Here is a 24,727-nt window from a genome sequence, read left to right on the forward strand (position 1 = left end):
CCGGGGCACTGCGTTCAATGATGAGTTGGATCCAGCAGCATGCATATGATGCGTCAGCAAAGGCGTGAAAACGAATGTCGGGAGAGTCCGGATAGTGTTGAAAAAGTCGACGTTGGAACTGCCAATGGGCGAAGCCCAGATTAGCTGGGCTGTTTCTGTCAGCCTGTTGGTTCCGATTGCGGAACCGGTTTTGCAAGTTTTCTGAGGTTCTGGGCTTTGGCTGTGAGCTGAAACTGTTCGTATGCGCCTTTTGGTCCTCGGAACCGCATCATCGGCAGGCCGATGTATCGCTTCAGGTGAGCAAACAGCATTTCGACTTTCCATCTCTGAATGAACGAAGTCATGTAAGCATCCGTTTTGCGGGTATCGCGGGCGACGTCCCGAGCCGCTTCGTGAACTGATCGCATCACGCGTCGGCCAGGGTCCCCGGGGCAGCATTGCGGCTTGAGCGTGTAAGGATCGCAGTCATGTTTTGATGCGCGGTATCGGATGAATCCGTCTTTACCGCCGTTGGGTTTTCGCGGTTGGGAGGAGTTCCGGCGGTATGTCCGCAGTTCCTTCTTGCCGGGGCATGTGTAGCTATCGGCTGCGGGGTCGTAGACGAAGTCATCGCGTGAGAATGTGCCATCGGTTCGCATGGGTTTGTCCCAGACCTGAATGTGTGGGGCGATGCCGCGCTCTTCTACCAACCAACCCAAGATCGCTGCTGATCCGTAACCAGTATCGCCAACGAGCTTGTCCGGTATCATGTCCTGCAAAGTCCTCGCCGTCATCACGGCTATCGGCATCGGCGGCGCGCTGATCTTTGCCTTGCAAGACCGCCCCGCCCGGGACCGCCCTGGCGAGCTCTTCACCACGGAAAACCGCCCCACGACCGACGAGCTGCGCCGCATGGCCGAAGAAGAGGCCGCCCGCACAAGCTAAGTGCTCTTCGCAACCCAATCACCGACCGTTCCATCGGGCTTCGCTGCACCAAGTCTCGCAGCTCCAGGTGGCTTCATCACGCCACAATCCGGCGGTGGCGCACAGACGGACCAAGACAGCCAACTCGCTTTCTTCAATGCCGCCGTCAACCGACGCATCTTCGCGCCCGACAGGGTCACACAGCCTGCCCCGCCTTATGTCCTTCAGGCCGGGTCCATCATTCCCGCCGCCCTCGTCACTGGCATTCGCTCTGACGTCCCCGGCCAGATCGTGGCTCAAGTGACCCAGAACATCTATGACAGCCCATCGGGACGCTATCTCCTGCAGCCGCAAGGATCCCGCCTCATCGGCGAATATGACAATGGCGTCGGTTTCGGCCAACACCGCATCCTGCTTGTCTGGACCCGGACCATCCTGCCCGATGGCCAATCCATTGTCCTGGAAAGACAGCCCGGAGCGGATAGCACAGGCTATGCAGGTCTCGAGGACGGTGTCGATCACCATTGGGGCGGTGTATTGAGGGCGGCACTTCTTTCTACACTGCTCAACATCGGTGCCGAACTGGGGGCTGATGATGACAACCCCATGGCCACTGCCATCCGCGACGGCGGACTGGACACCATCGGTGATGCAGGCCGCGAGATCGTGTGTCGTCAGAATGATATCTCGCCAACCCTGATGATCTGGCCAGGGTTTCCGGTGCGCGTGATCGTGACCCGCGATCTGATCCTCGACCCACAGGGAGAACACTGATGACCAAATTGAAACTGGGCGCATTGTCGGACGATAAACCGGTTAAACTGACAGTGGCATTGCCTGCTCAAATCCACCGCGACCTTGTCGCCTACGCGAAAGTGCTGGAGCGACAAAACGGCCAGACGATTGCAGAACCGGCAAAACTGATCGTACCGATGGTTGAACGCTTCATGGCAACGGATCGATGCTTCGCGAAGCTGCGACACCAAGGAACAAGTGGTAGTTCACCGCCTGGAAAGGGCGAATAGATCAAACGACATCTTGCGCATTCACGTCATCAGCAAGTTAACAGGCATCGGATTGTGCTGCACCATGGCATCCGCACCCAAAGACAACGATCAATCGGGCTGAATTAAAGTCTCATTTCAGTTGGCGTATCGTTTTCCGTCGCCCAGTTTGTCCTTTGGCCAGTTATTTTGTTGGCAACTTCAGTTCATGTTGCACTTCACTCTCGCAACTCGATGACTCGTGTTGCTTACCAATAGTTCCAGAACGTGGCGTGCTCGAGAACAAGACGAAAAATCCAATGATTTCAAAAGCTGTCTCGTTTGACGGCCTCTTTGACGGTAAATGTGAATGGAAAAATATATTTGTCTGTTAATATCAGATTCATAAAAGATCCGTTGATAACCGAATGGAAATAATTCCCCGAAGTTAAAGCACCTGAGTGCCCGCTTCGCGAGGAACTAGCCTGTGTTTTAGATAGGCACAAACCACTGGGTATTTCGCGGCGATGATCGACCAAGCCTTGCCGCGACGTTTCGGCATAGAAGGGCGTTTCGCCAACGACCGGGGCGCAAATACTGCACTTCGAGGCGAAGCATACGACCGGTTGACGTGACTTGGTCATGCAACGGTTTCTGGCGTTTTAAGCATGATTGCGCAGGCACTTGGTCGCTTTTTCCCCATCATTCGAGCGTTTCGTCAGCAAGATCAACGGGTTGTTTTCGATTGCGCTTTCCGGGTGCGCTTCGTTGTCGTCCCTGCGGCATTCCTTTCCCTGCAACTGGGCCAGTCTTCGATGAGGGTGCGCGACTCGGTAGAACGCTTTCCTGACTAGGCTGATTGTTTGAGCTGCCCTTCAAAGAGCAGGATACCCTCTGACATTTTTACCAACATCAGTCCAAAAGCCCTTTTCGCTGATTGGCGCACATATGTCGCCAGAGGGCTTGATGTTCAAACACTGCCGCAAGCAGCACGAACACGCGCAGTCGAATATGAAATTGCCTTTGTATCACGCACCGAGAAAAAGGCTGGCGACCGTTTTCGGTACAAAATTACCGCCCGGCATTTCGATGCATCAGGCGAAACTGGCCCCACAGATTTTGCGCGACCAGCCTGCTTTTTCGAATGTAGGCTTATTGCGACATACCGCCTTCGCTGGAGATTTGTTTTTCAACAGCGGCTTGGTTGGCCACAACAGACCCACGTGGCGGAAATTCCTCAAAGCTCTTCAGGTGTCTTTGAACCAGCCGCGCAGCAGGCCCAAAGGCCCACATCTTTTTGCCCATCCAGTTTACATACATCCCCGACTCATCAAATGCTTTTTCATATGGATCGCGGCGCAGGTTAATCAGCAAGGGCGCGTTCATCTCGTCTTTCGGCCCTCCCCATCCATGATGCTGAACCACGAAATGCGCTTTCCAGTCTTTGTATCGAATGGCCTGCAGGTTGGTGCCTTCATAATATATGATTTCATCACGGTTGCTCTCTTCGCCACCGGTCAGGTAGGAGAGCTGATTGTACCCATCCAGATGCACCCTGTAACCCTCGAAACCCGTCAGGAGTTCTTCGGGCAGATTGTCAGGCCCACCGGCAGCCGCGACAAGCGTCGGCATCCAGTCCATTCCTGAGAAAATACCGTTTCCAACCCGACCTTCGGGCACTTTGCCCGGCCATCTGATGATCGCGGGCACGCGGAAGCCACCTTCCCAGGTCGTCCCTTTCTCACCACGAAATGGCGTCGTGCCACCGTCCGGCCACGTCATCGTCTCAGGGCCATTGTCTGATGTGAAAACAACAATCGTGTTGTCGCGTTGCCCCAGTTCGTCCAGACGCGCCAGAACTTTGCCGACATTGTCGTCAAGCTCTTTCATAACAACGTCCTGCAAGCCGCGGCCGTTGCCAAGCATAGCCTCGTATTCGGGGCTCAAATGCGTCCAGACATGCGCACGCGCCGGCGCCATCCAGACAAAGAACGGTGTGTCTCCTTCCACGGCGCGATCAATGAAATCAATCGTCTTTGCCGTGACTTCGTTGTCCAGAGTTTTTTGCCGTTCCGGCGGGGCGGGACCATCATCCACGATACGCTGTTTGCCAACAGGACCCCAACGCGGATCAACGGTTTCATCGGCTTCGTCAATTGCATAGGAATGAATGATATTGCGCGGTCCGAATTCCGCCTCGAACTCAGGATCATCCGGCCAGTCGGGGTCTGACGCGTATTCCATCGCGTTCAGATGATAGAGCCATCCCCAGTATTCGTCGAAACCCTTTGTGGTGGGCAGGAACTGGTTCTGATCGCCAAGGTGGTTTTTGCCAAACTGCCCTGTGGTATATCCCAAGGACTTCAGCATATCGGCAATCGTCGGATCCTCATCGCTCAATCCAACTGGGTCGCCGGGCAATCCGACAGTGTGCATTCCGACACGCACCGGAAACTGACCTGTCAAAAAGGCAGACCGTCCGGCCGTGCAGGAGGGCTCCGCATAATAGTCGGTCAGGCGCATGCCGTCGCTTGCCAATTGGTCGAGGTTGGGCGTTTCAATGCTCTTGATACCCTGATGATAGCTGCCAAGGCTCGCCCATCCAACGTCGTCGGCCATGATCACGAGGATGTTCGGGCGGTCTTCCTGCGCTATGGCCGCAGACATCCCGACGATCGTTGTCACCAATGCACCAATCAGTGGGCCGGCTGTTCTTGAAGGAATTTGCAACAGTATCTCCTTTGCAGACGTTTCAACTCCATGCGTACGTTCAGAGTTTTTCAAGATTTAGAAACTTTAGGTTAAAGCGTTGTTAACTTTGTTGGGTCAGCGGATAAACCCTGCCGGGCCTCACTCCACAGCACCGCGAAAGGTCGCGAACAGTCTTTGGTTGAGCAGGTCATGAGGCTCTATCGAGCGGCCATAGTGAAGTCGCGCGAGTGCCGCTATGTCGTTGAATATCAAAACGGCGTTTCCATCCTCGCCTTCATAAACCAACAGTTTCTGGCAAAATGCGTCCAAACCGATGGCCGGGAATTCTGCCATCGCCACACCCCCCGGTGCTGGACCGCCAAACAAAAGCAACCTCGCAGGCCTCAAAGAGACATTGTGGCTTGCTGCTTCTGCCTGAAAGTCGATATCACCAAACCAGATTGTATCCGATTGCGCGGTGACCGCTTGCTTGAGGCGTTCGACAGATACATCGACCCCATACTTGGATTTGATCTCAAGGACCGCAAAATCAGGCTCGACGCCCTTTGTTGTGACTGCTTGTGGCGACGTCACTGTCAATTGCGATAGAACATCATTCAGCCTGTCGTCGAAATCAACAAGGGCGGAGGCCGTGGTTAAGCCATGACGCTGCGCCAGAAACGCAGACGACGTATAGGACAAAGCAGACGTTCCCCGGTCATCAAAAGACAATACACGGAATGGCAAATCCAGACCTGCTCGGATGTTGTCCGCCAAGACGACCGCATTGAGAGCAGGATCGGAAAACAGTTGAACCCGGGCGGGTGGCATTGTTACGCCCTCGGCGGCAGCCAACCTTGCGTGATCAATCTGAATGACCTCTGTCAGCCCTGCGGCAGCAGCGGCGGTTTTCACCGCCTCGAAGGACTGATCGACTGCGGCCTGCTGAACGTCATCGGCGCGGGCGGCCACACCCGCCCACATCACGGTCGCCACCAGCATCATTGAACGCCAAACTTGCCCCATGTGTTTCCCATCCACTTCATGCTTGTTTCCGGACCGCAAGCAACGCGATCACAGCGCACAGATTTTGCACATCACCACCACCAGGACGAAAGAACGGCAGGTGATCATTCCAGTGTTTCCTTCGCCATTGCTGGCTCAGTAACCACCAGGGTTCAGAAAATGCAAGCTGTGCGAGCACCAGATTGAGGGGCTCAGCAGCGCGTGCAGCACCCAATTTCTACTTATGGCGCTGGTTCTTGCCCTGTCCTGACCATCACACATGTATATCGCAAGTTGCCAATGATGCTAAATCGTACTGTCAGGCTGGACCGCCAACCGTACCGGTCCAAGGTCATCAGACGTCACATGGTACGCCTGAAAATCACTGGGCAACCTCGCGTCCTGTGCGAGCGATGCGACGGCCCTTGCCAGTGCTGGCGCCATCATGATGCCATAACCGCCCTGTCCGGCGTGCCAAATAAATCGGGGCACCAACGGGTCAAAGCCGACAACAGGGTTTTCGTCGGGCACGAAAGAACGCAGCCCCGCCCAACTGTGCGCGATACGTCGCACGGGAATCAGTGTCTGACGTTCCAGCCAGTCCGTCAGCATAGCGACATCCATCTCGTCAGGTTGCGCATCTTGCGGCGGTGTCGCAGTCGCATCTCCCGGGGACACCATCAGTTTGCCTGCATCGGGCTTGATGTAGGCGTCATTCTCGGCAAAATCGACGCAAGGCAAGGCAGCAACATCATATCCCGGCGTGGCATCAACGATGATCGCCGTGCGCCGCTTGGCGACCAGCCCGATGCGTGCAGCCCCGGCCAGCGTCCCGACTTCATCGGCCCATGCGCCACATGCATTGATAATCGTCTTGGCGTAATAGGTTTCCCTGCAGGTCGTGACTGCCCAATTTTTGGCAATTTGGTTGAGGGCTGTTACCGGTTCTCCGGTTTTGATCTGACCACCGCGACGCTTGAAGCCCTTCAGATAGGCCCAGAGCAATGTCGAAACTTCGATGTCACTGACGCCGGGTTCGAACGCCGCGCGAGCGATGTATTCAAGACGCAGGAATGGAACCATTTTCACAGCTTCGCGCGACGTGACTTGATGAACCGGATGGTCCGGTGTCGCGGCTGCAAGAACAGCATCAATCTTGTCGCCATGGTTCGCCCCTGCAACCGCCAGCGCCCCGCGCGGCCGCAGCAGTGGGCCGTCGGCAAAGCCTTCGGGCGGAGTTTGGAAAAACGGTTCGCTGAGCGCATTGATCTTGCGCACAAGTGCTGTGCCGTAGTTACGGGTGAACAAGGCCGCTGATCGCCCGCTGCTATGATAACCGGGCTGCCTTTCTGCTTCGATGATCAAGACGCTGGCGCTTTGTGAAAGCTCGTAGGCGGCGGATACGCCCGCCATCCCGGCCCCCATCACGATAAAATCATAAACCATCGCGTGACGCCTTTTGTGCACTGCTGCGCGCGATGCGCCGCTTGGTCCCACCACACAACGCCGAACCGGGGACACTTGCAAGTTTACATTAAAGATTTGACATAATGAAAGTTTTCTTACAAAATTCATTATCTGCGACCGGGAGAGTCACGTGACAGATCCATTGCGAACGCGCCTTTCAGAGGCAAGCCAATCTGCATCCAAGGCCGACCGTACGTTGGCAGGTTACATGTTGGCACAGATTGCAACGCTCCCTTTTGAGACAGCCGCCAGCCTTGCGGAAAAGGTCGCGGTGAGCGAGCCGACCGTGGGGCGGTTTTGCCGGACGCTGGGATACAGAAGTTTCAAGGACCTCAAGGCGCATTTGCGTCAGGACATGGGTGACCAGCCGTGGCTTATCGGCGACCGGTTGCGGGATTTGCAGGCGCGAAACCGTGCGGGCGAAGATCAGCTTGTCCGCGGACTGGAGCTTGAGATGGCGGCGCTGGTGTCGGTTTACGAACTGGCTCACACCGATGAATGGGCCGCTGTCGTGAAACGTCTGGCAACGGCTAAAGCCGTGTTTGCCACAGGGTTCCAGACGGAACGCGGCATGGCGCAGATTTTCGTCAATCAACTGCAATACCTGCGCGACGGTGTCGAACTTCTGGACCTTGCCGGTGGTAATTTTGCGCAGGTACTGGCGCGCGACGAGACGGATGCAGCCCTCGTGATATTTGAAGCGCGGCGGTATTCCCGTCTGGCGCGCGATTTGGCGGTTGCGGCAAAGGCCGCTGGAATTCCCGTCACATTGATCACCGATCCTTATTGCGACTGGGGCCGGGACGTTGCGACCGAGATGTTCGTGGTCCCCACGGAATTCAACCTGTTTTGGGAATCCACCGCCCAGATGGCCAGCCTCGCCAACCTGCTTGTTGGCGGCGTGTTCATGGAGTTGGGCCCCGAAGTCGAAGACCGAATGAACCGGATTTCGGTCCTCTACGGTCAATTCACAGGTCATGTGGGCAGCGCCCCAACCCGAAAGACGGAGACGAAGAAACGAAGCTGAAACGATCCATTTTCACATTAGAGGACGAAACCGATGCGCTATGCGACAAAGACGAGACTTCTGTCAGGAACGGCAATTCTCGCCGCCAGTTTCTTTGCAAACGCCGCAATGGCGCAAGATATCATCATCGCTTTTTCCGCGGATGAACTGGGGGCCACATCGTATAATCCAGTGACGTCAAGCAACCTCAATTCGGCGACATCGCTGATCTACGACCGCTTGGTCGAGCAGGATGCAGACCAGTCCTATCATCCCCATCTGGCAACCTCATGGGAAGAAGCCGCTGACGGTTTGTCATGGACCTTCCAGCTCAAGGACGGCGTGACATTCCATGACGGGACTGCGTTCAACGCGCAATCCGTCGCGGATTGGATTCCGGATTTCGCGGACACCGAAAACGCCTATCTTGTGGGCGCTGTCGCCTCCGTCGAAGTGATTGATGAGCTGACGGTGAAATTCGTCATGTCTCGTCCCGAGCCAAACTTTCTGTTCAACCTGTCGTCGTCATTTATGGGCATTCCGGGACAGGCTGCGTTTGACGAATTGGGCGATGATTTTGGTGTGACAGGCGCGGTTGGGACCGGACCTTTCAGGATGGAGAGCTTTACGATCGGTCTGCAAACGGTGCTGACGCGCAATGACGACTACGCATGGGCATCGAACCTGTCCGAAAACCAAGGCCCTGCGCATATAGCGCAAATCACGTTTCGCGAAGTCCCTGATCAATCAACTGCTTTTCTGGAACTGAAGACAGGCGGCATTGATCTTTTGTTGGGTGTTCCGACGGATTTCCTGCAAATTCTGGCGGTTGAAGCCAACATTGCGGTCATACAAATGCCCGGCACCGGCATCAACTACATGCCAATTAACGTTACCGCACCACCCTTTGATGATATCCTCGTGCGGCAAGCGACGGGACTTGCGATCAATCAGGAAGCCATTGTTGCATCCATCTATAATGGTGTCGGGGCACCTGCGCATAACTTTCTGATTTCGTCACTGCCCGAGGCGCAGGTCGATCCGGCCCTGAACGTGAGCTACGATCCTGACCGCGCAATGGCGCTTCTGGATGAAGCCGGTTGGATCATGGACGATGGCGGTGTGCGTACGAAAGACGGGGAGCCATTGTCCGTGAAGCTGTTCACCCAGAACGGCACAGAATTCACAGCCTTGACCCAAGTGGTGCAGGCACAACTGGCCGAGATCGGCATGGAGGCGGTGATCACCGTGTTCGACAGTTCGACCATTCGTGACGAATACAAGGAAAACCGCCACCAGCTCGCCGTGCGCGGGTACGACTGGAACAATTCCGACATTCTGGATTGGTTCTTTTCGGGTGAACGTCTGGGCTATCCGAATGTGTCCATGTGGAGTGACGTCGAAGGCCAGCGCCTGAATGACGTTGCGATGAAAGAAAGCCTGAATTCCGACCAACGGATCGCCAATTTCACGGCCTACCATGAATACGTCCTGTCGCAGCATCTGTTCGTGCCGATCTATCAGCCGACACAGAACATCGCCTATAATTCGGACCGTGTGAACGTCCCTGACCCTGTGCGCGGCACGCGGTTTCGCTCGCAGACAGTGCAGGACATGACTGTCGTCGAATAAACGTCCAGCGACATCGCCCATCCCCGCGCTGGGGGTGGGCAACCACCGCGCAACCGGAGACGTTTGACATGCTGCTGCGATACATTTTCCTTCGTGCATTGATGCTGATCCCGGTATCGATCTCGATCTCGGTTGTGATCTTCATGATCGTTCACTTGCTGCCCGGTGACCCGATAGACAACCTGATCCGCGTTGGATCCTCGCCGGAAGACCGCGCGGCGCTGGTCGTCAAATACGGGTTGGATCAGCCCTTGTTTGTCCAGTACTTTCGATGGGTCGGTGCCATGTTTCAGGGCGACTTCGGAGAGGCCATCGTGCTGCGCCGCCCCGTCGCCGATCTGATCGGGCAGAACCTGCCTTATAGCCTGCAACTAGGTGCGCTCGCGTTCATATTTTCGAGCACGGTAGGCATCATCCTCGGTACGATCTCCGCCACGACCCGGTCAGCGATTGTCGAACAGATTGTGCGGGGGTTCATCCTGCTGGGTTCAACCGTGCCGGGTTTCTGGCTGGCGCTGTTGATGATCCTGTTCTTTGCTGTGCAATTGCAGTGGTTCCCCGTATCGGGTGCGCGCAGCTGGGAATCGCTGGTCCTACCGGTTCTGACGATCGGCTTTGGGGGCGTTGCGCTCGTGGCCCGCGTGACACGCGTGGCCCTGTTGGATGTGCGCCGCGAGGACTTTGTCATGCTTCTGCATGCGAAGGGTCTGTCATCGCGCACCATTCTGTTCCGCCACCTGATGCCACATGCGATGCTGCCGGTTGTTACAATCCTGGCCCTGCGGATCGGGTGGATACTGGGTGGCGCCGTTACCGTCGAATTCGTCTTTGGCCGCCCCGGGCTCGGATCGTTGCTGATCCGCGCTTTGGGGCAGCGTGATTATCCTGTTGTTCAGGGGTGTTTGCTGATGCTCGCCCTTGCCGTGATGCTGGGAACGCTGATCGGTGATGTGGCGCAAGCCGCGATGGACCCCCGCATCCGAGAGGCAAAAAAATGACAAGTATGACAGGCACCGCTGCCCGCATGATGGCCGGTTTCGGCAATACCTCCGTGGGGCGCGCCTTCGGGTCGTGGCTTGGCAAAATTGCCGGCGGATTCTTGGTTCTTCTGGTTCTGACGGCGATCTTTGCGCCTTGGATTACGCCGTTTGACTATGCCGCTCAGGATTTGACGAACGGCAACGCGCCTCCCGGGTGGCCGCATCTGCTGGGCACCGATCAGTTCGGCCGCGATGTTCTGAGCCGGGTCATCTACGGCGCGCGCACGTCGCTGTCGGTCAGTGCCACGGCGATTGCCATTTCAATCACTGCAGGCATGACATTGGGTGCCGCAGCAGGATATTTCGGCGGATTATTCGAACGCGCGGTCATGACCGTGGTCGATCTCACGTGGTCTTTCCCCGACATTCTGATTGCCTTGATCTTTGTCGCCATCATCGGTCCCGGCCTGACTTCGACCACCTTCGCCATCGCCATTGCATATCTGGCGCAGTTCACCCGGCTCACGCGGGCGCAGATTGTCCGGCTCAAGCGCGAAACGTTCATTGAGGCGACCATCAACCTTGGGGCAAAACCGCACCATATCCTGCTTCGACATCTGCTGCCCAACGCCATCGCCCCTGTCATCGTCGTTGGTATGCTGGCCATCGGCGACGGCATCGTGCTGGAGGCGACGCTGGGCTTCTTCGGCCTTGGCGCGCAGCCGCCAACCCCAAGCTGGGGCGCGATGATGTCCAGCGGCACCGCGCAGCTGTTCCTGTCGCCCTGGGTCATCATCTTTCCCGGTGTCGTCGTCGCCGTCACGGTCATTGCAGTGAACCTGTTCGGGGATGAATTGATCCGCGCCTTGAATATCCGCGACCGGATCAGAGGGACATGAGCATGCTGGAGGTTCGCGATCTCGAAGTGGCGTTCGGTCCTGTCGCCCCCTTGTCAGGTGTCAGCTTTTCACTGGCCAAGGGAGAAACGCTTGGCATCGTGGGCGAAAGCGGATCAGGCAAATCCCTTACCGCGATGAGCGTGATGGGCCTGCTGCCCTTGTCGGGGGGGCGGATCACTGCGGGATCGATCGTTTTCGACGGTCAGGAACTCACACAACTGGCGGAGCCTGCGTATCGCAAACTGCGCGGCGGGCGCATTGGCCTGATTACCCAGAACCCGATGACGTCACTGGACCCGTTGCAAAAGATCGGCCCGCAGGTTGATGCAGTCGCCGTTTTGCATCTGGGCATGACGGCCACACAGGCCCGCGCGCGCACCGTCGAAATTCTGGGCACGTTGCGTATTCCCGAACCGGCGCTGATTTGTAACCGCTATCCGCACCAGATGTCTGGCGGCATGAAACAGCGGATCGTCATCGCCATGGCACTGGCCGCCGATCCTGATGTTCTGGTCGCTGATGAGCCGACCACGGCGCTCGACGTGACCGTGCAGGCGCAGATCATTCGATTGCTGGATGATCTGGTCAAGGACCGCGATCTGGCGCTGGTGCTGATCACCCATGACATGAGCGTCGTTGCCCAGAGCTGCGACAAGGTCGTGGTGATGTATGCTGGCCGCGTAATTGAACACGGGCCTGTCAACGCGATTTTTGATGCGCCACAACATCCCTACACACAGGCGCTGATCGGCTGCATCCCGAGGGGGCTTGGTGCCGACGAGCATCTGACCGGGATCCCCGGCACGGTTCCCACCGTATTGAACTACCCCAAGGGCTGTCCGTTTCATCCACGGTGTGAACGCGCGCAGGATGTTTGCACCATCGACAGGCCAGCCTTTGTCGCCCAGGGTGGTGGCGCTGCTGCCTGCCATTTTGCGGGGGCCGCCACATGAGCAACCTTCTTGAAGTGCGCAACCTGTCCAAGGTTTTCACAAGCCCTGGCGGCCCGTTCCGCAAGGCACGCGCGATGCACGCGGTCAACGATGTGTCTTTTGATCTTCCCAAGGGGCGCGTGATCGGCGTTGTCGGTGAGAGCGGCTGTGGCAAGTCCACGCTGGCGCGTCTTATTCTGCGGCTGATCGAACCGAGTTCAGGAACGCTGAGGTTTGACGGGGATGATCTGTTGGCAAAAACATCCGCCGAAATGCGCAAGCTGCGTGCTGACATGCAGATGGTGTTTCAAGACCCCTACTCCGCGATTGATCCACGCTATACCGTGGCCCGCGCCGTGATGGAGCCGTTCGATGTTCAGGGGCGCGAACATGCCGGGACGCGCGAAAGCGTCATTGCGGAATTGCTGGAAATGGTCGGGATGAATGCTGGACTTGCCGGGAGTTTCCCGCATCAGATTTCGGGTGGTCAAAAGCAACGGGTCGGGATTGCACGCGCCTTGGCGCTTCGCCCATCGTTGCTGGTTCTGGATGAACCGACTGCATCGCTGGATGTATCTGTGCAAGCGCAAATTATCAGCCTTCTGGAACAACTGCGTGATGATCTTGGGCTGACCTATCTGTTCATCAGCCACGACCTGAGCCTTGTGCGATATTTCTGCGACGAAATCATGGTGATGTATCTGGGCCGCGTCGTCGAAGCCTTGCCTGATACGGATCAGCCAGCGCGCCACCCCTATACCAAGACGCTGATGGACAGCACCTTTGCCCCGACCCCCAACCAGCGCCGTGTCATTACCCCTTTGGAAGGTGAGGTTCCCAGCCCGTTTGATCTGCCACCCGGTTGCGCCTTTGTCGATCGCTGTCCGCATGCGACGGCCATTTGCACCAGTGAGACACCTGTCCTGTCTGCACGCGGCGGCCATGCGGTGGCCTGCCACAATCCATTGTAGAGACAAGCCAGTGGCCTTTCATCTTCTGTCCGCAGAAACTTCGACCAAAAGCTATGCGCTCAGCATGCACCCGACTGGTATCAATTACTTTTTGTATCGGATGGTCCAGCCGCATGTGGAACTCCGCACAATTGGCCAGCACACTGCTGAATTGCGATCACAGCATTACGCGCGACATCACACCCGTGCCCATCACCCCTTTCGCGACGCGCGATTGCTCGGGGCACTGACATTGGCCCGATGTGGCGCATGCTCTTGAAGCTCGCAAGGGTGCTTATACGATCAGGGCTGACGTCCATCAACGCTCGGCACGGTCCTGATCGTATCTGGACGTAGGCTTGCAGGCGCTACGCACTCATTGCCAGCAGCTCTTTTGCAACCCGCGTGCTGGTCGCAAGATGGGTCACGAATCCCCCCTTGATCGCGGCCTGCGCTGGTCCCGCGCGCCCGGACCCGGCAGCAACCAGAAGCGCCATATCTTTACCCCGCATCTGGTTCAGCGAGACGCCGATCATCCGCTCTTCGACATCGGCGACCATGGGCCGCCCCTCGGCATCAATCAGGCGGCCGCAAATCACGCCCGCCGCCCCTTTTTCGCGATATCTGGCGATACTCTCCGCGCTCAGGATGCCGCTGCGCACGACATGGGCATCCGCGTCGCAGGTGCCACAGGCCAAGACGGTCTTGTTGCAGGTCGCCAATGCCCCAAGCTGGTCACGCACCACCGGTTCCTCGCAGAGCGCATCGCGCAGTTTTTTGCTCGACAGCACCAGTGGCACATGCAGGTTTATGCACTGCCCATCCAGACGATGCGCCAGCATCGACGTACAGGCCTCCGCCTCGAAACCGAGTGCGGCGGGGCGCGACCCCAACAGCTGGATCACCGTCAGATCCGGCACTGGCGTGTAAGGGACCTGCTGGGCCATTTGATAGACGGTTGCGCCCCAGGACACGCCCAAGCTGTCGCCCGGTTCCAGCAAGCGGGGCAACCAATCCGCAGCAGCCCGTGTCACCCGCGCGACGCTCGCGGCAGCCGCGTCGTGATCGGGCGAGCCCTCAGGCACCACCAAAGCCTCGGCCAGCCCGTATTTGGCGCAGAGTTGCGCCGCCAAGCGATGCCCCCGAAATACGTCACTATCCAGATGCACCCGGACCCAGTCCCGCGCGCGCACCTCATTGAGGTAGTTCACCACCGACGCACGGCTGATCCGCATGCGCGCCGCAATCTCGTTCTGGTTCAACCCGTCGTGGTAATAAAGCCACGCGGCCTCAACATAAAGCGCGTCATCGCGCGCGGGGAACCGCGCCAGATCAGGTGCGGCACTTTTGGCCTTGCCCGTGGACCCTGCCGGCAGCGACACGTTCTATTCTGCCGCCTTCGCAAAGTCGGGAAACAGGTCGGACAACCCGGCCTCAGAGGCATCGCAAACCCCGCGTTCGGTGATCAGACCCGTAACCAGTCGGTTCGGCGTCACATCAAAGGCCGGGTTGCCCCCTTGCGTCCCCGTCGGCGTGACCTGCACGGTGCCAAACCCACCACCGTCGGTCAGCCCCTGCACATGGGTGACTTCTCGCGCATCACGTTCCTCGATGGGGATTTCAGCCACGCCATCGCTCACCGTCCAGTCAATGGTCGGGGATGGCAGTGCGACGTAGAACGGCACGCCATTATCATGCGCGGCCAACGCCTTGAGGTACGTGCCGATCTTGTTGCACACATCACCGCGCCGCGTCGTGCGGTCGGTTCCGGTGATGACCATATCGACCATGCCGTGCTGCATCAGATGCCCGCCCGCATTGTCAGTAATATAGGTGTGGGGCACGCCGTGCTTGCCCAACTCCCACGCGGTCAGGGCACCCTGATTGCGCGGGCGCGTCTCATCCACCCAGACGTGCAGCGGGATGCCCGCGTCCTGTGCGTGATACATCGGGCTGGTCGCGGTGCCCCAATCGACGGTCGCCAGCCACCCGGCGTTGCAATGCGTAAGCAATCGGACAGGTTCGCCCGCCGGTTTGCGCGCCGCGATTTCGCGGATCAGCGCCAGACCATTCTCGCCGATGCGGCGGTTGATCTCCACGTCCTCGTCAGCGATCTCATGGGCCAGCGTCAGGGCAGCAGCGGCGCGGTCAGCTTCCGGCAAGGGGCGCAATGCCGCGCGGCACCGATCCAGCGCCCACCGCAGGTTGATCGCAGTCGGGCGGGTTTTTTCCAGAAAGGTCCAGGCCGCATCCATATTTGCGTCCGATGCATCCTCGGCCATCGCCAATGCCATACCATAGGCCGCCGTGGCCCCGATCAAGGGCGCACCGCGCACCCGCATCTCATAGATGGCATCGGCAAAATCCTGCATCGCCGCCACGGGGATGACGCGAAATTCATGCGGCAACCAGCGTTGGTCGATGATCTCCAGAACGTTGTTTTCGCTGTTCCACCATAAGGATCGGTAGTGCGTGCCGTCGATCTTCATAGAACGTCCTTTCGGTTAAAATTCCGCGCGAGCGCGCAAACCGCCTGCGCATCCGCAATTGTGTCGGAGGTGTGGATCAATTCCGCGCCCATGCTCAGGTTTCGCGCCTCAAGCCGCGCGCGCAGAGCGACATCCGCGATCTCTTCGAAATCCGCGTTGTGCGCGAGGGACAGACACCGCCGGTGCATCTCGATCCCGCAGACCGCCCATGCATCATGCCAAATCCCGGCCAGAACCGCATCGCAGGCGGCAGCGCTGTCGTGGCCCTGATCCTCGAACAGGGACGCCGGGTACAGGATGCCCGTCCGCTCGGTTGCCCACAGATGGCGAAACTCTGCCTCAAAGCTGCGCGCGGTGTCTGCGATGACCTGCAGTATCCACTCCTGATACCCAGACAGATCCGCACCGCGATGCGCAGGCTGGCTGAAATAGGCCATCAGGAAGTTCGCACAGAGCATGCCGATGTCAAAACCCATCGGGCCATATTGAACGAATTCCGGGTCAATCACCCTGCTGTCGCTCTCCGTCGACATGATGGAGCCGGAATGCAGATCGCCGTGCACCATGGTTTCCGTATTAGACACAAAGCGTTGCAGCATCTTCTGCACCTTGATTTTCAGCGCCGCATCCCCGCGCAATTGGGCAATGACAGGCCCTAATCCATCGGTGTGGCTGTTCATCTCCGCATCAAAGTAAGGGTCGGTGAAAACCAGCGCCTCGGTGATCGCGGGGATTTCGACGTTACCTGCAAAAAGCGCCACATCCGCTTTCTTGTCGGGGCTTGGCATCGAAAGCTCGGACCCACGAAAGGCCGTCCGCGCGCAGAACCGGCCCAGAAAATCGGCCAGCCCTGCGACCTTTTCCCCGGCGATCAGTTTGCGGCGCAAGATCACATGAGGCGCGAGGAACGCCATCACGATCAGCGCCTGCGCTTCGTCAAAATGGTAAATCTCCGGCACCGCGCCGGGATCGCGCGCAGCCTGACGGGTCAGCGCGTGATACTCATAAAACGCGCGGTAAAGCGGCAAGGGCCAACTGTCCCCCACGAGGCGCACATAAGGCAAAGCCTGTTTGACGATGACCTTGCCGACCGATCCACTCACGATGAAGACGAGGTTGAGATTGCCGTCCCCGACCTCCTGCACGTGCCATCCCGACGCATCCGGTCCGACGTGTTGCACAAGCGCAGGCACATCTTTCAACCGCTGCGGCAGCGTATCGACGCTCAGGGCCTCATACGACGTGTTTGAATTCATGCCTAGCCTCCCTCTCATGCTCAAAGCAGCGCTTTGCCTCAATGACATACTTGGCGATTTATACTTATGTCAAACTGTTTGACAAAAGTATTTCACCCTGCCTATCGTCAGGCCACCAAGGGGAGGAAGTGAGTGGCTGGCGACGCGCTCAACGTGAACGGTCTGCAAAAATCGTTCGGCAAAAATAACGTCTTACGCGGCATTGACCTGACCCTGTCACCGGGGTCCGTGACGGTTCTGATGGGGGCGAATGGCGCCGGGAAATCCACGCTGGTCAAGGTGATTTGCGGCCATCACCCCGCGGATGGTGGCACGGTGACCCTGACCGGAACGCCTTTTGATCCTGTGGACGAGGCAGACGCCATCCGCAAGGGGGTGGTGACCGTGCACCAATCCATCAATGACGGCGTCATTCCCGATCTGGACGTGGCCAACAACCTTATGCTGGACCGTTTGGTCGAACGCGGCCACGGGTTTTTCGTCCGCGAACGCCACCTGCGCGCCGAGGCCGCCAAAGTCGCTGCCGCCATGGGCATTCATGTCGATCTGCGCGCACGGGTGTCGGATCTGTCGGTTGCCGACCGCCAGATGATCGCCATCGCCCGGGCCATGGCGCGCGCGCCCAAAGTGCTGATCCTGGACGAGCCGACATCCTCGCTTTCCGCCTCGGAGGCCGAGCGGCTCTTTGATCTGATTGATCGGCTGCGCGCCCAAGGTGTCGCGATCCTGTATATCTCGCACCGCATGTCCGATATCCGACGCATTGCGGACCGGATTGTGGTGATGCGGGACGGCGCGATTTCCGGGCTTTTTGAAAGCGCGCCGCTTGATTACAACGCCGCCGTCACCGCCATGCTGGGGCACCGCATGACGGATGTGGATGTCACCGTTCAAACCGGGACCGCGCCGGTGCTGGACGTGTCCGATCTTTGCCTTTCTGAAGGGACAGACCCTTTCAATCTGACCGTGCGGGACGGGGAAGTCGTCGCACTCGTGGGCCTTCTGGGCAGCGGCAAAAGCCGATTGGCCGATATCCTTTTTGGCATCGCACACCCCGCGCAGGGCCAGATCCGCATAAATGGAGACACCTACACCCCCCGTTCCGTTGAGGATGCGGTGGCACAGGGCGTGTTCATGTCGCCCAAGGATCGCAGCAGTAATGCGGTGATCCCTGCCTTTGACATCGCCGATAATATGACCCTGCCCTTTCTGCGGGGTCTGAGCGCCGGACCCTTCCTGAAATCGCGCGCACAGCGAAACCGCACCGATCACATGGTGGATCAATTGGGCATTGTCTGCCAATCGGCAAATGACGGCATTGGCACCCTGTCGGGCGGCAACCAGCAAAAGGTCATGATCGCGCGTTGGCTGCTGGAACCTGCGAAGGTGCTCTTGCTGGATGAGCCGTTTCAGGGCGTGGATATCGGCGCGCGGCGCGACATCGGGCGGCATATCCGCAGCACGGCGAAAGGGCGCGCGACACTGGTGTTCCTCGCCGAGATCGACGAAGCGCTGGAGATCGCCGACCGTATTCTCGTGATGAGCGAGGGCACCCTTGTTGGCGAACATGTGAACAAGGATGTCGACCTTGCCGCGCTGATCGCAGACGTCACAGGAACAACATCAAAGGCAACAGGCATATCCGCATGAACGACCGCATTCTCGACTTTGCCATTCGGTATGGCTTTTTGATCCTTCTTGTCGGGCTGATCGTCTATTTCAGCCTCGCCGCACCGGGGTTTTTTGGCCCCTTGTCGGCGGCCTTTGTGCTGCAATCGGTTGCCATCACGGGCATCCTTGCGCTTGGCGTGACCTGCACGCTGGTTGTGGGCGGGTTTGATCTGTCAATCGGTGCTGTGGCCACATCGGCGCTGATGCTGTCGGCCTATTCCATGGTGATCCTCGAACATCCCGCGATCGTTGCGGTGGCACTGTGTCTCGTCATGGGCGCGCTCGTGGGTTTGATAAACGGGCTGCTGATCGTAAAGTTCCGCGTGCCGGATCTGTTGGCGACGCTGGGCATGATGTTTTTGCTCATCGGTCTGCAACGCATCCCGACGCAGGGCAATTCAATCTCAACCGGTATGACGCTGTCAGGCGGCACCGTGGCGGAGGGCACTTTTTCCGCCGCTTTCCTCTGGCTGGGTCGTCACCGCTTTGATGTGATCATCGAACGCCTGTTGCCCATGCCTGTGGTGATTTTCGTGGTGATCGCAGTTCTGATCTGGCTGTTCCTCGGATTTACCCGTCACGGACGGCTGATGTATGCCATTGGCTCGAACGCGCGCGCCGCCAGCCTCGTAGGCACGCCCGTCAACCGGTATAAGGTCATCGCCTATATGATATCCGGCGTCACGGCCTCTGTCGGCGGAATCCTGTTGGCCGCGCGGCTGGGGCGCGGGGATATCGCCAGTGGAAACAACCTGTTGCTGGACAGTGTTGCAGCAGCACTGATCGGGTTTGCCGTGCTGGGCGCCGCGCGGCCGAACGCTTTTGGCACCGCCATGGGCGCGCTCTTTGTCGGCATCTTGCTGCAGGGCATGACGATGATGAACGCGCCCTATTACACGCAGGATTTCGTCAAGGGCGCCGTTCTGGTCGCAGCCCTTGTGTTCACATTTTACCTATCCTCGCGCCGCACCGGCACGGGGCATTGATCATCAGCAATAGGGAGGACTATATATGCTGAAACGTCACTTCATGGCCCTTGCAAGCGTGGCAGGTCTCGCGCTTGGCGCGGGCGTCGCCGGGGCGCAGGACGCCCCTGCCCCTCTGGACAATCCAGAGGACGTTACAATCGCACTTGTGCGCTATCTCTCCACGGGGGATTTCTTTCAGGCCTATCTGTCCGGTGTCGAAACGCAGGCCGCCGCCCTTGGCGTCAATCTGCGCGTGCTCGACAGCCGTCAGGACGCTGCGCTTCAGGCCGATATGGTGGAACAAGCCATCGCCCTTGGTGTGGACGGCATCATCATCCAGCACGGGTTGACGGAATCCATGCGCGAGGCGGCACAGCGGGCTGTGGATGCTGGCATCAAGGTGGTTGCCTTTGACGTGAATGTCGAAAACGATGCCATTCCGCAGATTGAGCAATCCGATTACCTGCTGGGCAAACTGGCGCTGGAACAGGCGATCAAGGACAATGGCGACAGCTTCTCCGCAGGCTACGTCTATGTGCCGGGAATCGCGCCGCTTGATCGTCGTCACGTCGCCTGGGAAGAGGTGAAGGCCGCAAATTCCGGCATTACCGAGGCCGCACGCATCGGCACGCTCGACAACCCGATTGCCAATGCCAACGCCAATCAGGCGCGCGCGGCGCTTCAGGCCAACCCCGGTATTTCGGTCTTTTTTGCACCTTACAACGAGTTCGCAAAAGGCGTTAAGATTGCCGCGGACGAATTGGGCGTCAGCACGAACATGTCCATCTATTCTGCCGATATCTCAACGGCCGACATTGCCCTGATGCGCGAAGCCGACAGCGCGTGGAAAGCCACCGTGGCCACGAACCCTGCCGTGGTCGGCGAAGTTTCAGTGCGCGCGCTGGCCCTGATGCTGGTGGGCGAAGATCCCGGCGCTTCGGTCATCGTGCCGCCGACCCTGATCACGCAGTCTTTCCTGAACGACAACAACATCCGCAATATGGAAGATCTGGGCGTGAAGATGCCCCAGTTCCAGCACGCAGATGTGGCGATGTCCGACTGGATGCCCCTGCCCGCGCGGTAAAGCTGATCCTCCCGGCCCCATCACCTTGGGGCCGGGAGACTTACAAGACAAAAGCGCGCCCGCCAAATCGGCAAAGCCCTGCGCACAACCGGATCATTGTCATCCGAATCTAAACCTCTGACATTACTGTATATAATATGCTTGGTAGCACGCATTGTTCCCACGTTGGGTGCTTGTGCTGGCGGCATTCTTGATAGCCTGATACCGCCCAAATCCGTGGCCAGTTGAAAAATGTATCCATACGCTCAGGAATGTTCGTATAATGAGACAGAATCACAGAATACGAGACAAAATTGCATCTGGACCGCCTTGTTACAATTCTTGAACTCATCGCGATGGCAGGCCGTGGCCTCACGGCGGTTGAGGTGCAGAAAGCGACTGGATTGCCAAGGCCAACGTGCTATCGGCTATTGCAGACCCTCGCTGAAAACAGGTTGATCGACGATCCGGAGGGGTCTTCGCGCTATGTGATCGGTGAACGTTTGATCGGGATCGCATTGCTTGGGCAATCTGACATCGACGTCCGGCGTGTGTGCGCGCCTGTGCTGCGTGAAGCTGCGTTGAACCTTGAAGACAGCGTGTTTCTTGCACGGTTGCGCAGCAGCGATGTTGAAATCATCCACGTCGAGACCCCGAGCAACTCCACACGCGGTTTCATCCATCCCGGGTTTGGCGTCCGCCCGATGCATGCCTGCTCCTGCTCCAAGGCGATTGCCGCCTTTGCCAAGGAGAGCTTTCAGGAAAACATACTCTCGGGTATGTTTAACGCTTACACGCCGCACACAAAAACAACGCGGGCACAGCTCGAAACGGAGTTCGCCAGAATTGTGCAGCAAGGCTATGCTGAATGCCACGAGGAAATCGACATCGGTGTTTCCAGCGTCGCGGCCCCCGTGCTCGTGGGCAAGATTGGCACGACATTCAGCGTGGGCGCTGTCGGCCCCGTGCGCCGCTTCACAAAGCAATACCGCAAGAGGTTGGGCGAAGACCTCATCGCTATTTCTGCAAAACTCGGTGCCGCGATCCAGCTATGTGCTGTGTCGCAGGGTGAGAGTGCAGACATGCCAAGACCAACAGAACCACAACAGAAGGCAAAACAACTGCCAAACCACCACTAAGGGAGCGAGACCATGACAGAGACAAACGGAAGCTGCTGTGCAGGCCCCGGCTATGCATCACCAGAAGACGCCATAAAGGCACCACGCGAAAAGGTCGTCTATACGATTTGCATTTACACCGGTACGGGGATCGAGAAACCCGACTACCTTGCCACCATTGATGTGGACGAAGACAGCCCGACCTACGGCGAGGTCATTCACCGCACGGAAATGCCCGTGATCGGTGATGAGCTTCACCACATGGGTTGGAACGCCTGTTCGTCCTGCAACACCGACGGCAGCATGGAGCGGAAATATCTGATCATTCCGGGCGTGCGCACGACGAATTTCTACATCGTAGACACCGCAACCGACCCGCGCAAACCAACGCTGTTCAAGACGATTGATGGCGAGGAGATCAAGGCCAAGACCAACCTGTCTGCACCCCACACGGTGCATTGTCTTGGCGCGGATATCATCGTGTCGATGCTGGGCGATGCCGATGGCAACGGACCGGGTGGCTTCCTGCATCTGGACAAGGAATTCAACATCATCGGACGTTGGGAAAACGATCTGGGTGACATGAAATACAACTATGATTTCTGGTATCAACCGCGCCACAACATGATGATTTCGACCGAATGGGGCTCACCCAACACCTTCATGCCGGGGTTTGACCTTGAGGATGTGGCCCGTGGCAATTACGGCCAGCACGTCCATTTCTGGGACTTCGAGAACCGCAAGGTCGAGCAGAGCATTGATCTGGGGCCCGAAGGCATGATCCCGCTGGAGGCGCGTTTTCATCACAATCCCGACAGCACCCATGGCTTTGTCGGCGCGGCGCTGGCTTCGAATATCTTTCATTATCACAAGGACAACGGCAAGATCGAGATCAACAAGATCATCGACGTGCCCACCGTGGATGTCGAAGGTTTCCCCGTCCCGATGCCCAGCCTGATCACCGATATTCTGGTGTCGATGGATGATAAATACCTCTACTTCTCCAACTGGCTGCACGGGGATTTGAGGCAATATGACATCTCTGATCCGGCCAACCCCAAACTGACCGGTCAAGTCTGGATCGGCGGGCTTTTGGGCAAGGCACCCGAGGTCAACGGACGCACCGTGGATGGCGCGCCGCAGATGATCCAGTTGTCGCTGGATGGCAAACGGCTCTATGTCACCACCTCGCTGTTCTCGACATGGGACAACCAGTTCTACCCCTCGATGAAAGACAAGGGCGGGATCATGCTGATTGTGGATTGCGACAATGAAAATGGCGGCATGACGATCCGCGACGACTTCATCGTCGATTTCAATGACGAGCCGCACGGCCCTGCCCGCGCGCATGAAACGCGCTATCCCGGCGGTGATTGCTCATCTGACATCTGGGTCTGACCCAGCGATGACACCTGCCCCGGCCTGACACTTTGGGCCGGGGTCTCAGCGGGGGGGCTCATGCGAAAACACAAGGTAACATTGCGAAACCGCGATAACCTGTCTTTTGAGGTGGGCGAAGACGAGGCGATCATCGACGTTGTGGAGGCCGCAGGCCATGTGCTGCCTATCGCCTGCCGGTACGGCGGCTGTATCACCTGTGCTGCACGGATGATCTCTGGCTCTGTGCGCCAACCAAAAGGCACCGCGCTGAACAAACGTCAGTCAGAGGCGGGTTATGTGCTGCTTTGTGTGGCGCGCCCGACGGCGGATTGCGTGTTTGACGTCGGTGTTGAAAGCCATACAACGCTCTATCAAAACCCATTCGCCAGTGCTGCGGCAGCCAGTCAATTGGCCCGCGCAAACACAGAATGACAACGCTGCCAGACATCCCCATCGGCATTCATGCCGGGCGCCGGTCGGAGAGGCTGATCTTTGCTCTGATCGCACTTGGCTGGATCTATGCACTGGCGCAGGTGCTGACGCTGGACACGCCCGGATCGCTCGCGCAGGCCGGTCCGGGGATGGCGGTTTTCGCCCATATCAAGGCACAGTTGTTTGGCGACCCATTTGCTTTTGAAACCGCGCTTTCCTTCTGCGCTGCCAGCACCGGTAACTGGGGCGTTCATGATGTCCTCAAGGCGGCAGCCATGTGGCTGGGCATGATCTGTGCCATGATGGTGCCGGTTCTTCTTGTGCGCGGCCCCTCGGCGAGCCATCCGCACAGATGTTCGGGAGTTGCGGGCTATGTCGTGGCATGGCTGCCGTTTTGCGCCGTGGCCGTGGGCGTTCAGTGGGCCTTGCAAAATGCGGACCAGCTGAGCGCGCATGCGCTCTTGCGCCATGACGGCCTGAGCGTCGCGATCCTGCTGGGGATCGCTTGCCTCTATTTTGGCAGCTACGTTTTTGCGGCGAAACAGACCGACAACGATGCCGAGGGCTTGACCAGCTTTCGCGCAGGTTTGGCGCTGGGGCGGCGCTGCCTGCCCTGCTGCGGGCCGCTGATGCTGATCATGTTTGTCATCGGCCTGATGAATGTCGTGGGTATGCTGGTCTTGACCGGTCTGATGGTCCTTTTGATGGCCGCGCGATCAAAAGAACTCTCACTGGTTTTGAGTGTCGGCGCGTTGCTCTGGGCGGTGCTGCTGGCTGCTGTTTAACCCCGCAATATAGATGCGCACGATGCAGCATCCGGCTGTTCAACCGCATGCCACACCACCGCCATCAACCCGCAATCCATTATTTCAAAATCATATGACAGAATAAAAACAATAAAT

The 24,727-nt window shown here is 58.1% G+C and carries 23 protein-coding genes; 16 read left to right on the forward strand and 7 right to left on the reverse strand.

The genetic code is table 11. From position 1 onward, the window contains the following. Positions 1–158 precede the first annotated feature (158 nt). Positions 159–749, reverse strand: coding sequence for a transposase (locus K5Q35_RS05135; protein ID WP_220798674.1), 591 nt, complete (start codon positions 747–749; stop codon positions 159–161). Here K5Q35_RS05135 and K5Q35_RS05140 point away from each other — a divergent pair. From K5Q35_RS05140 to K5Q35_RS05150, 3 genes are read left to right on the forward strand one after another with little or no spacing between them, the layout of a single operon-like run. Continuing rightward, a complete protein-coding gene (locus K5Q35_RS05140) occupies positions 748–924 on the forward strand; it encodes a hypothetical protein (protein WP_220798675.1) in 177 nt (58 codons plus the stop codon). The two genes, K5Q35_RS05135 and K5Q35_RS05140, sit on opposite strands and share 2 nt — an antisense overlap. Then, a complete protein-coding gene (locus K5Q35_RS05145; RefSeq protein WP_259650466.1) occupies positions 925–1,677 on the forward strand; it encodes a TrbI/VirB10 family protein in 753 nt (250 codons plus the stop codon). After that, positions 1,677–1,928 carry a DUF2274 domain-containing protein gene (locus K5Q35_RS05150; protein ID WP_220798676.1) on the forward strand — a complete coding sequence of 84 codons (252 nt, stop codon included), beginning with the start codon at positions 1,677–1,679 and terminating at the stop codon, positions 1,926–1,928. The genes K5Q35_RS05145 and K5Q35_RS05150 overlap by 1 nt, the downstream gene beginning before the upstream one ends. A 1,110-nt stretch (positions 1,929–3,038) precedes the next feature. Here K5Q35_RS05150 and K5Q35_RS05155 read toward each other — a convergent pair. The 3 genes from K5Q35_RS05155 to K5Q35_RS05165 form a co-directional block, all read right to left on the reverse strand. Continuing rightward, entirely contained in the window at positions 3,039–4,616 is a 1,578-nt protein-coding gene (locus K5Q35_RS05155; protein ID WP_220798677.1) for an arylsulfatase, read from the reverse strand. A 120-nt stretch (positions 4,617–4,736) separates the two neighbouring features. Then, entirely contained in the window at positions 4,737–5,603 is an 867-nt protein-coding gene (locus K5Q35_RS05160) for a DUF302 domain-containing protein (protein ID WP_220798678.1), read from the reverse strand. Positions 5,604–5,888: 285 nt separating this feature from the next. Beyond that, complete coding sequence (locus tag K5Q35_RS05165; RefSeq protein WP_220798679.1) at positions 5,889–7,028, reverse strand: FAD-binding oxidoreductase; 1,140 nt, start codon at positions 7,026–7,028, stop codon at positions 5,889–5,891. A 151-nt stretch (positions 7,029–7,179) separates the two neighbouring features. On the opposite strand from K5Q35_RS05165, the gene K5Q35_RS05170 reads away from it, so the two are divergent. The 6 genes from K5Q35_RS05170 (at position 7,180) to K5Q35_RS05195 (ending at position 13,469) form a co-directional block, all read left to right on the forward strand. Beyond that, a complete protein-coding gene (locus K5Q35_RS05170) occupies positions 7,180–8,076 on the forward strand; it encodes a MurR/RpiR family transcriptional regulator (RefSeq protein WP_013961979.1) in 897 nt (298 codons plus the stop codon). A gap of 33 nt (positions 8,077–8,109) precedes the next feature. Continuing rightward, positions 8,110–9,687, forward strand: coding sequence for an ABC transporter substrate-binding protein (locus tag K5Q35_RS05175; protein ID WP_220798680.1), 1,578 nt, complete (start codon positions 8,110–8,112; stop codon positions 9,685–9,687). Between the two features lie 68 nt (positions 9,688–9,755). Further along, positions 9,756–10,685 (forward strand): ABC transporter permease, encoded by a 930-nt coding sequence (locus K5Q35_RS05180; protein ID WP_220798681.1) that lies wholly within the window; start codon positions 9,756–9,758, stop codon positions 10,683–10,685. Beyond that, positions 10,682–11,566, forward strand: coding sequence for an ABC transporter permease (locus K5Q35_RS05185; protein ID WP_013961982.1), 885 nt, complete (start codon positions 10,682–10,684; stop codon positions 11,564–11,566). The genes K5Q35_RS05180 and K5Q35_RS05185 overlap by 4 nt, the downstream gene beginning before the upstream one ends. Positions 11,567–11,568: 2 nt before the next feature. Beyond that, on the forward strand, positions 11,569–12,519 hold the full coding sequence (locus K5Q35_RS05190) for an ABC transporter ATP-binding protein (protein WP_013961983.1): 951 nt from the start codon (positions 11,569–11,571) through the stop codon (positions 12,517–12,519). Then, the gene (locus K5Q35_RS05195) at positions 12,516–13,469 is read left to right on the forward strand and encodes an ABC transporter ATP-binding protein (protein ID WP_220798682.1); all 954 of its coding nucleotides are present in this window, start codon (positions 12,516–12,518) and stop codon (positions 13,467–13,469) included. The genes K5Q35_RS05190 and K5Q35_RS05195 overlap by 4 nt, the downstream gene beginning before the upstream one ends. Before the next feature lie 347 nt (positions 13,470–13,816). Here K5Q35_RS05195 and K5Q35_RS05200 read toward each other — a convergent pair whose 3' ends face one another. The 3 genes from K5Q35_RS05200 to mtnK are packed head-to-tail and all read right to left on the reverse strand — an operon-like array spanning position 13,817 to position 17,193. Beyond that, positions 13,817–14,830 carry a sugar-binding transcriptional regulator gene (locus K5Q35_RS05200; RefSeq protein ID WP_220798683.1) on the reverse strand — a complete coding sequence of 338 codons (1,014 nt, stop codon included), beginning with the start codon at positions 14,828–14,830 and terminating at the stop codon, positions 13,817–13,819. Positions 14,831–14,833: 3 nt separating this feature from the next. Further along, positions 14,834–15,937, reverse strand: a complete 1,104-nt coding sequence (gene mtnA / locus K5Q35_RS05205; RefSeq protein ID WP_220798684.1) for an S-methyl-5-thioribose-1-phosphate isomerase — start codon at positions 15,935–15,937, stop codon at positions 14,834–14,836. Continuing rightward, complete coding sequence (gene mtnK / locus K5Q35_RS05210) at positions 15,934–17,193, reverse strand: S-methyl-5-thioribose kinase (protein WP_220798685.1); 1,260 nt, start codon at positions 17,191–17,193, stop codon at positions 15,934–15,936. The genes mtnA and mtnK overlap by 4 nt, the downstream gene beginning before the upstream one ends. 132 nt (positions 17,194–17,325) lie before the next feature. Here mtnK and K5Q35_RS05215 point away from each other — a divergent pair, with 132 nt between their 5' ends. From K5Q35_RS05215 to K5Q35_RS05245, 7 genes are all read left to right on the forward strand, one after another. After that, entirely contained in the window at positions 17,326–18,843 is a 1,518-nt protein-coding gene (locus tag K5Q35_RS05215) for a sugar ABC transporter ATP-binding protein (protein ID WP_220798686.1), read from the forward strand. Further along, complete coding sequence (locus K5Q35_RS05220; protein ID WP_220798687.1) at positions 18,840–19,850, forward strand: ABC transporter permease; 1,011 nt, start codon at positions 18,840–18,842, stop codon at positions 19,848–19,850. The genes K5Q35_RS05215 and K5Q35_RS05220 overlap by 4 nt, the downstream gene beginning before the upstream one ends. 25 nt (positions 19,851–19,875) lie before the next feature. Further along, positions 19,876–20,916: a substrate-binding domain-containing protein gene (locus K5Q35_RS05225; RefSeq protein WP_220798688.1), complete on the forward strand. Its 1,041-nt coding sequence runs from the start codon at positions 19,876–19,878 to the stop codon at positions 20,914–20,916. 293 nt (positions 20,917–21,209) lie between these two features. Beyond that, positions 21,210–22,034: an IclR family transcriptional regulator gene (locus K5Q35_RS05230; RefSeq protein WP_220798689.1), complete on the forward strand. Its 825-nt coding sequence runs from the start codon at positions 21,210–21,212 to the stop codon at positions 22,032–22,034. A gap of 12 nt (positions 22,035–22,046) precedes the next feature. Further along, positions 22,047–23,411, forward strand: coding sequence for a selenium-binding family protein (locus tag K5Q35_RS05235; protein WP_013961992.1), 1,365 nt, complete (start codon positions 22,047–22,049; stop codon positions 23,409–23,411). 60 nt (positions 23,412–23,471) lie between these two features. Further along, on the forward strand, positions 23,472–23,825 hold the full coding sequence (locus K5Q35_RS05240; protein ID WP_220798690.1) for a 2Fe-2S iron-sulfur cluster-binding protein: 354 nt from the start codon (positions 23,472–23,474) through the stop codon (positions 23,823–23,825). Beyond that, positions 23,822–24,610 carry a DUF2182 domain-containing protein gene (locus tag K5Q35_RS05245; RefSeq protein WP_220798691.1) on the forward strand — a complete coding sequence of 263 codons (789 nt, stop codon included), beginning with the start codon at positions 23,822–23,824 and terminating at the stop codon, positions 24,608–24,610. Before K5Q35_RS05240 ends, K5Q35_RS05245 begins: the two co-directional genes overlap by 4 nt. Positions 24,611–24,727: the final 117 nt, after the last annotated feature.

Source organism: Roseobacter sp. OBYS 0001 (assembly GCF_019654895.1).
Lineage (GTDB): Bacteria > Pseudomonadota > Alphaproteobacteria > Rhodobacterales > Rhodobacteraceae > Roseobacter > Roseobacter litoralis.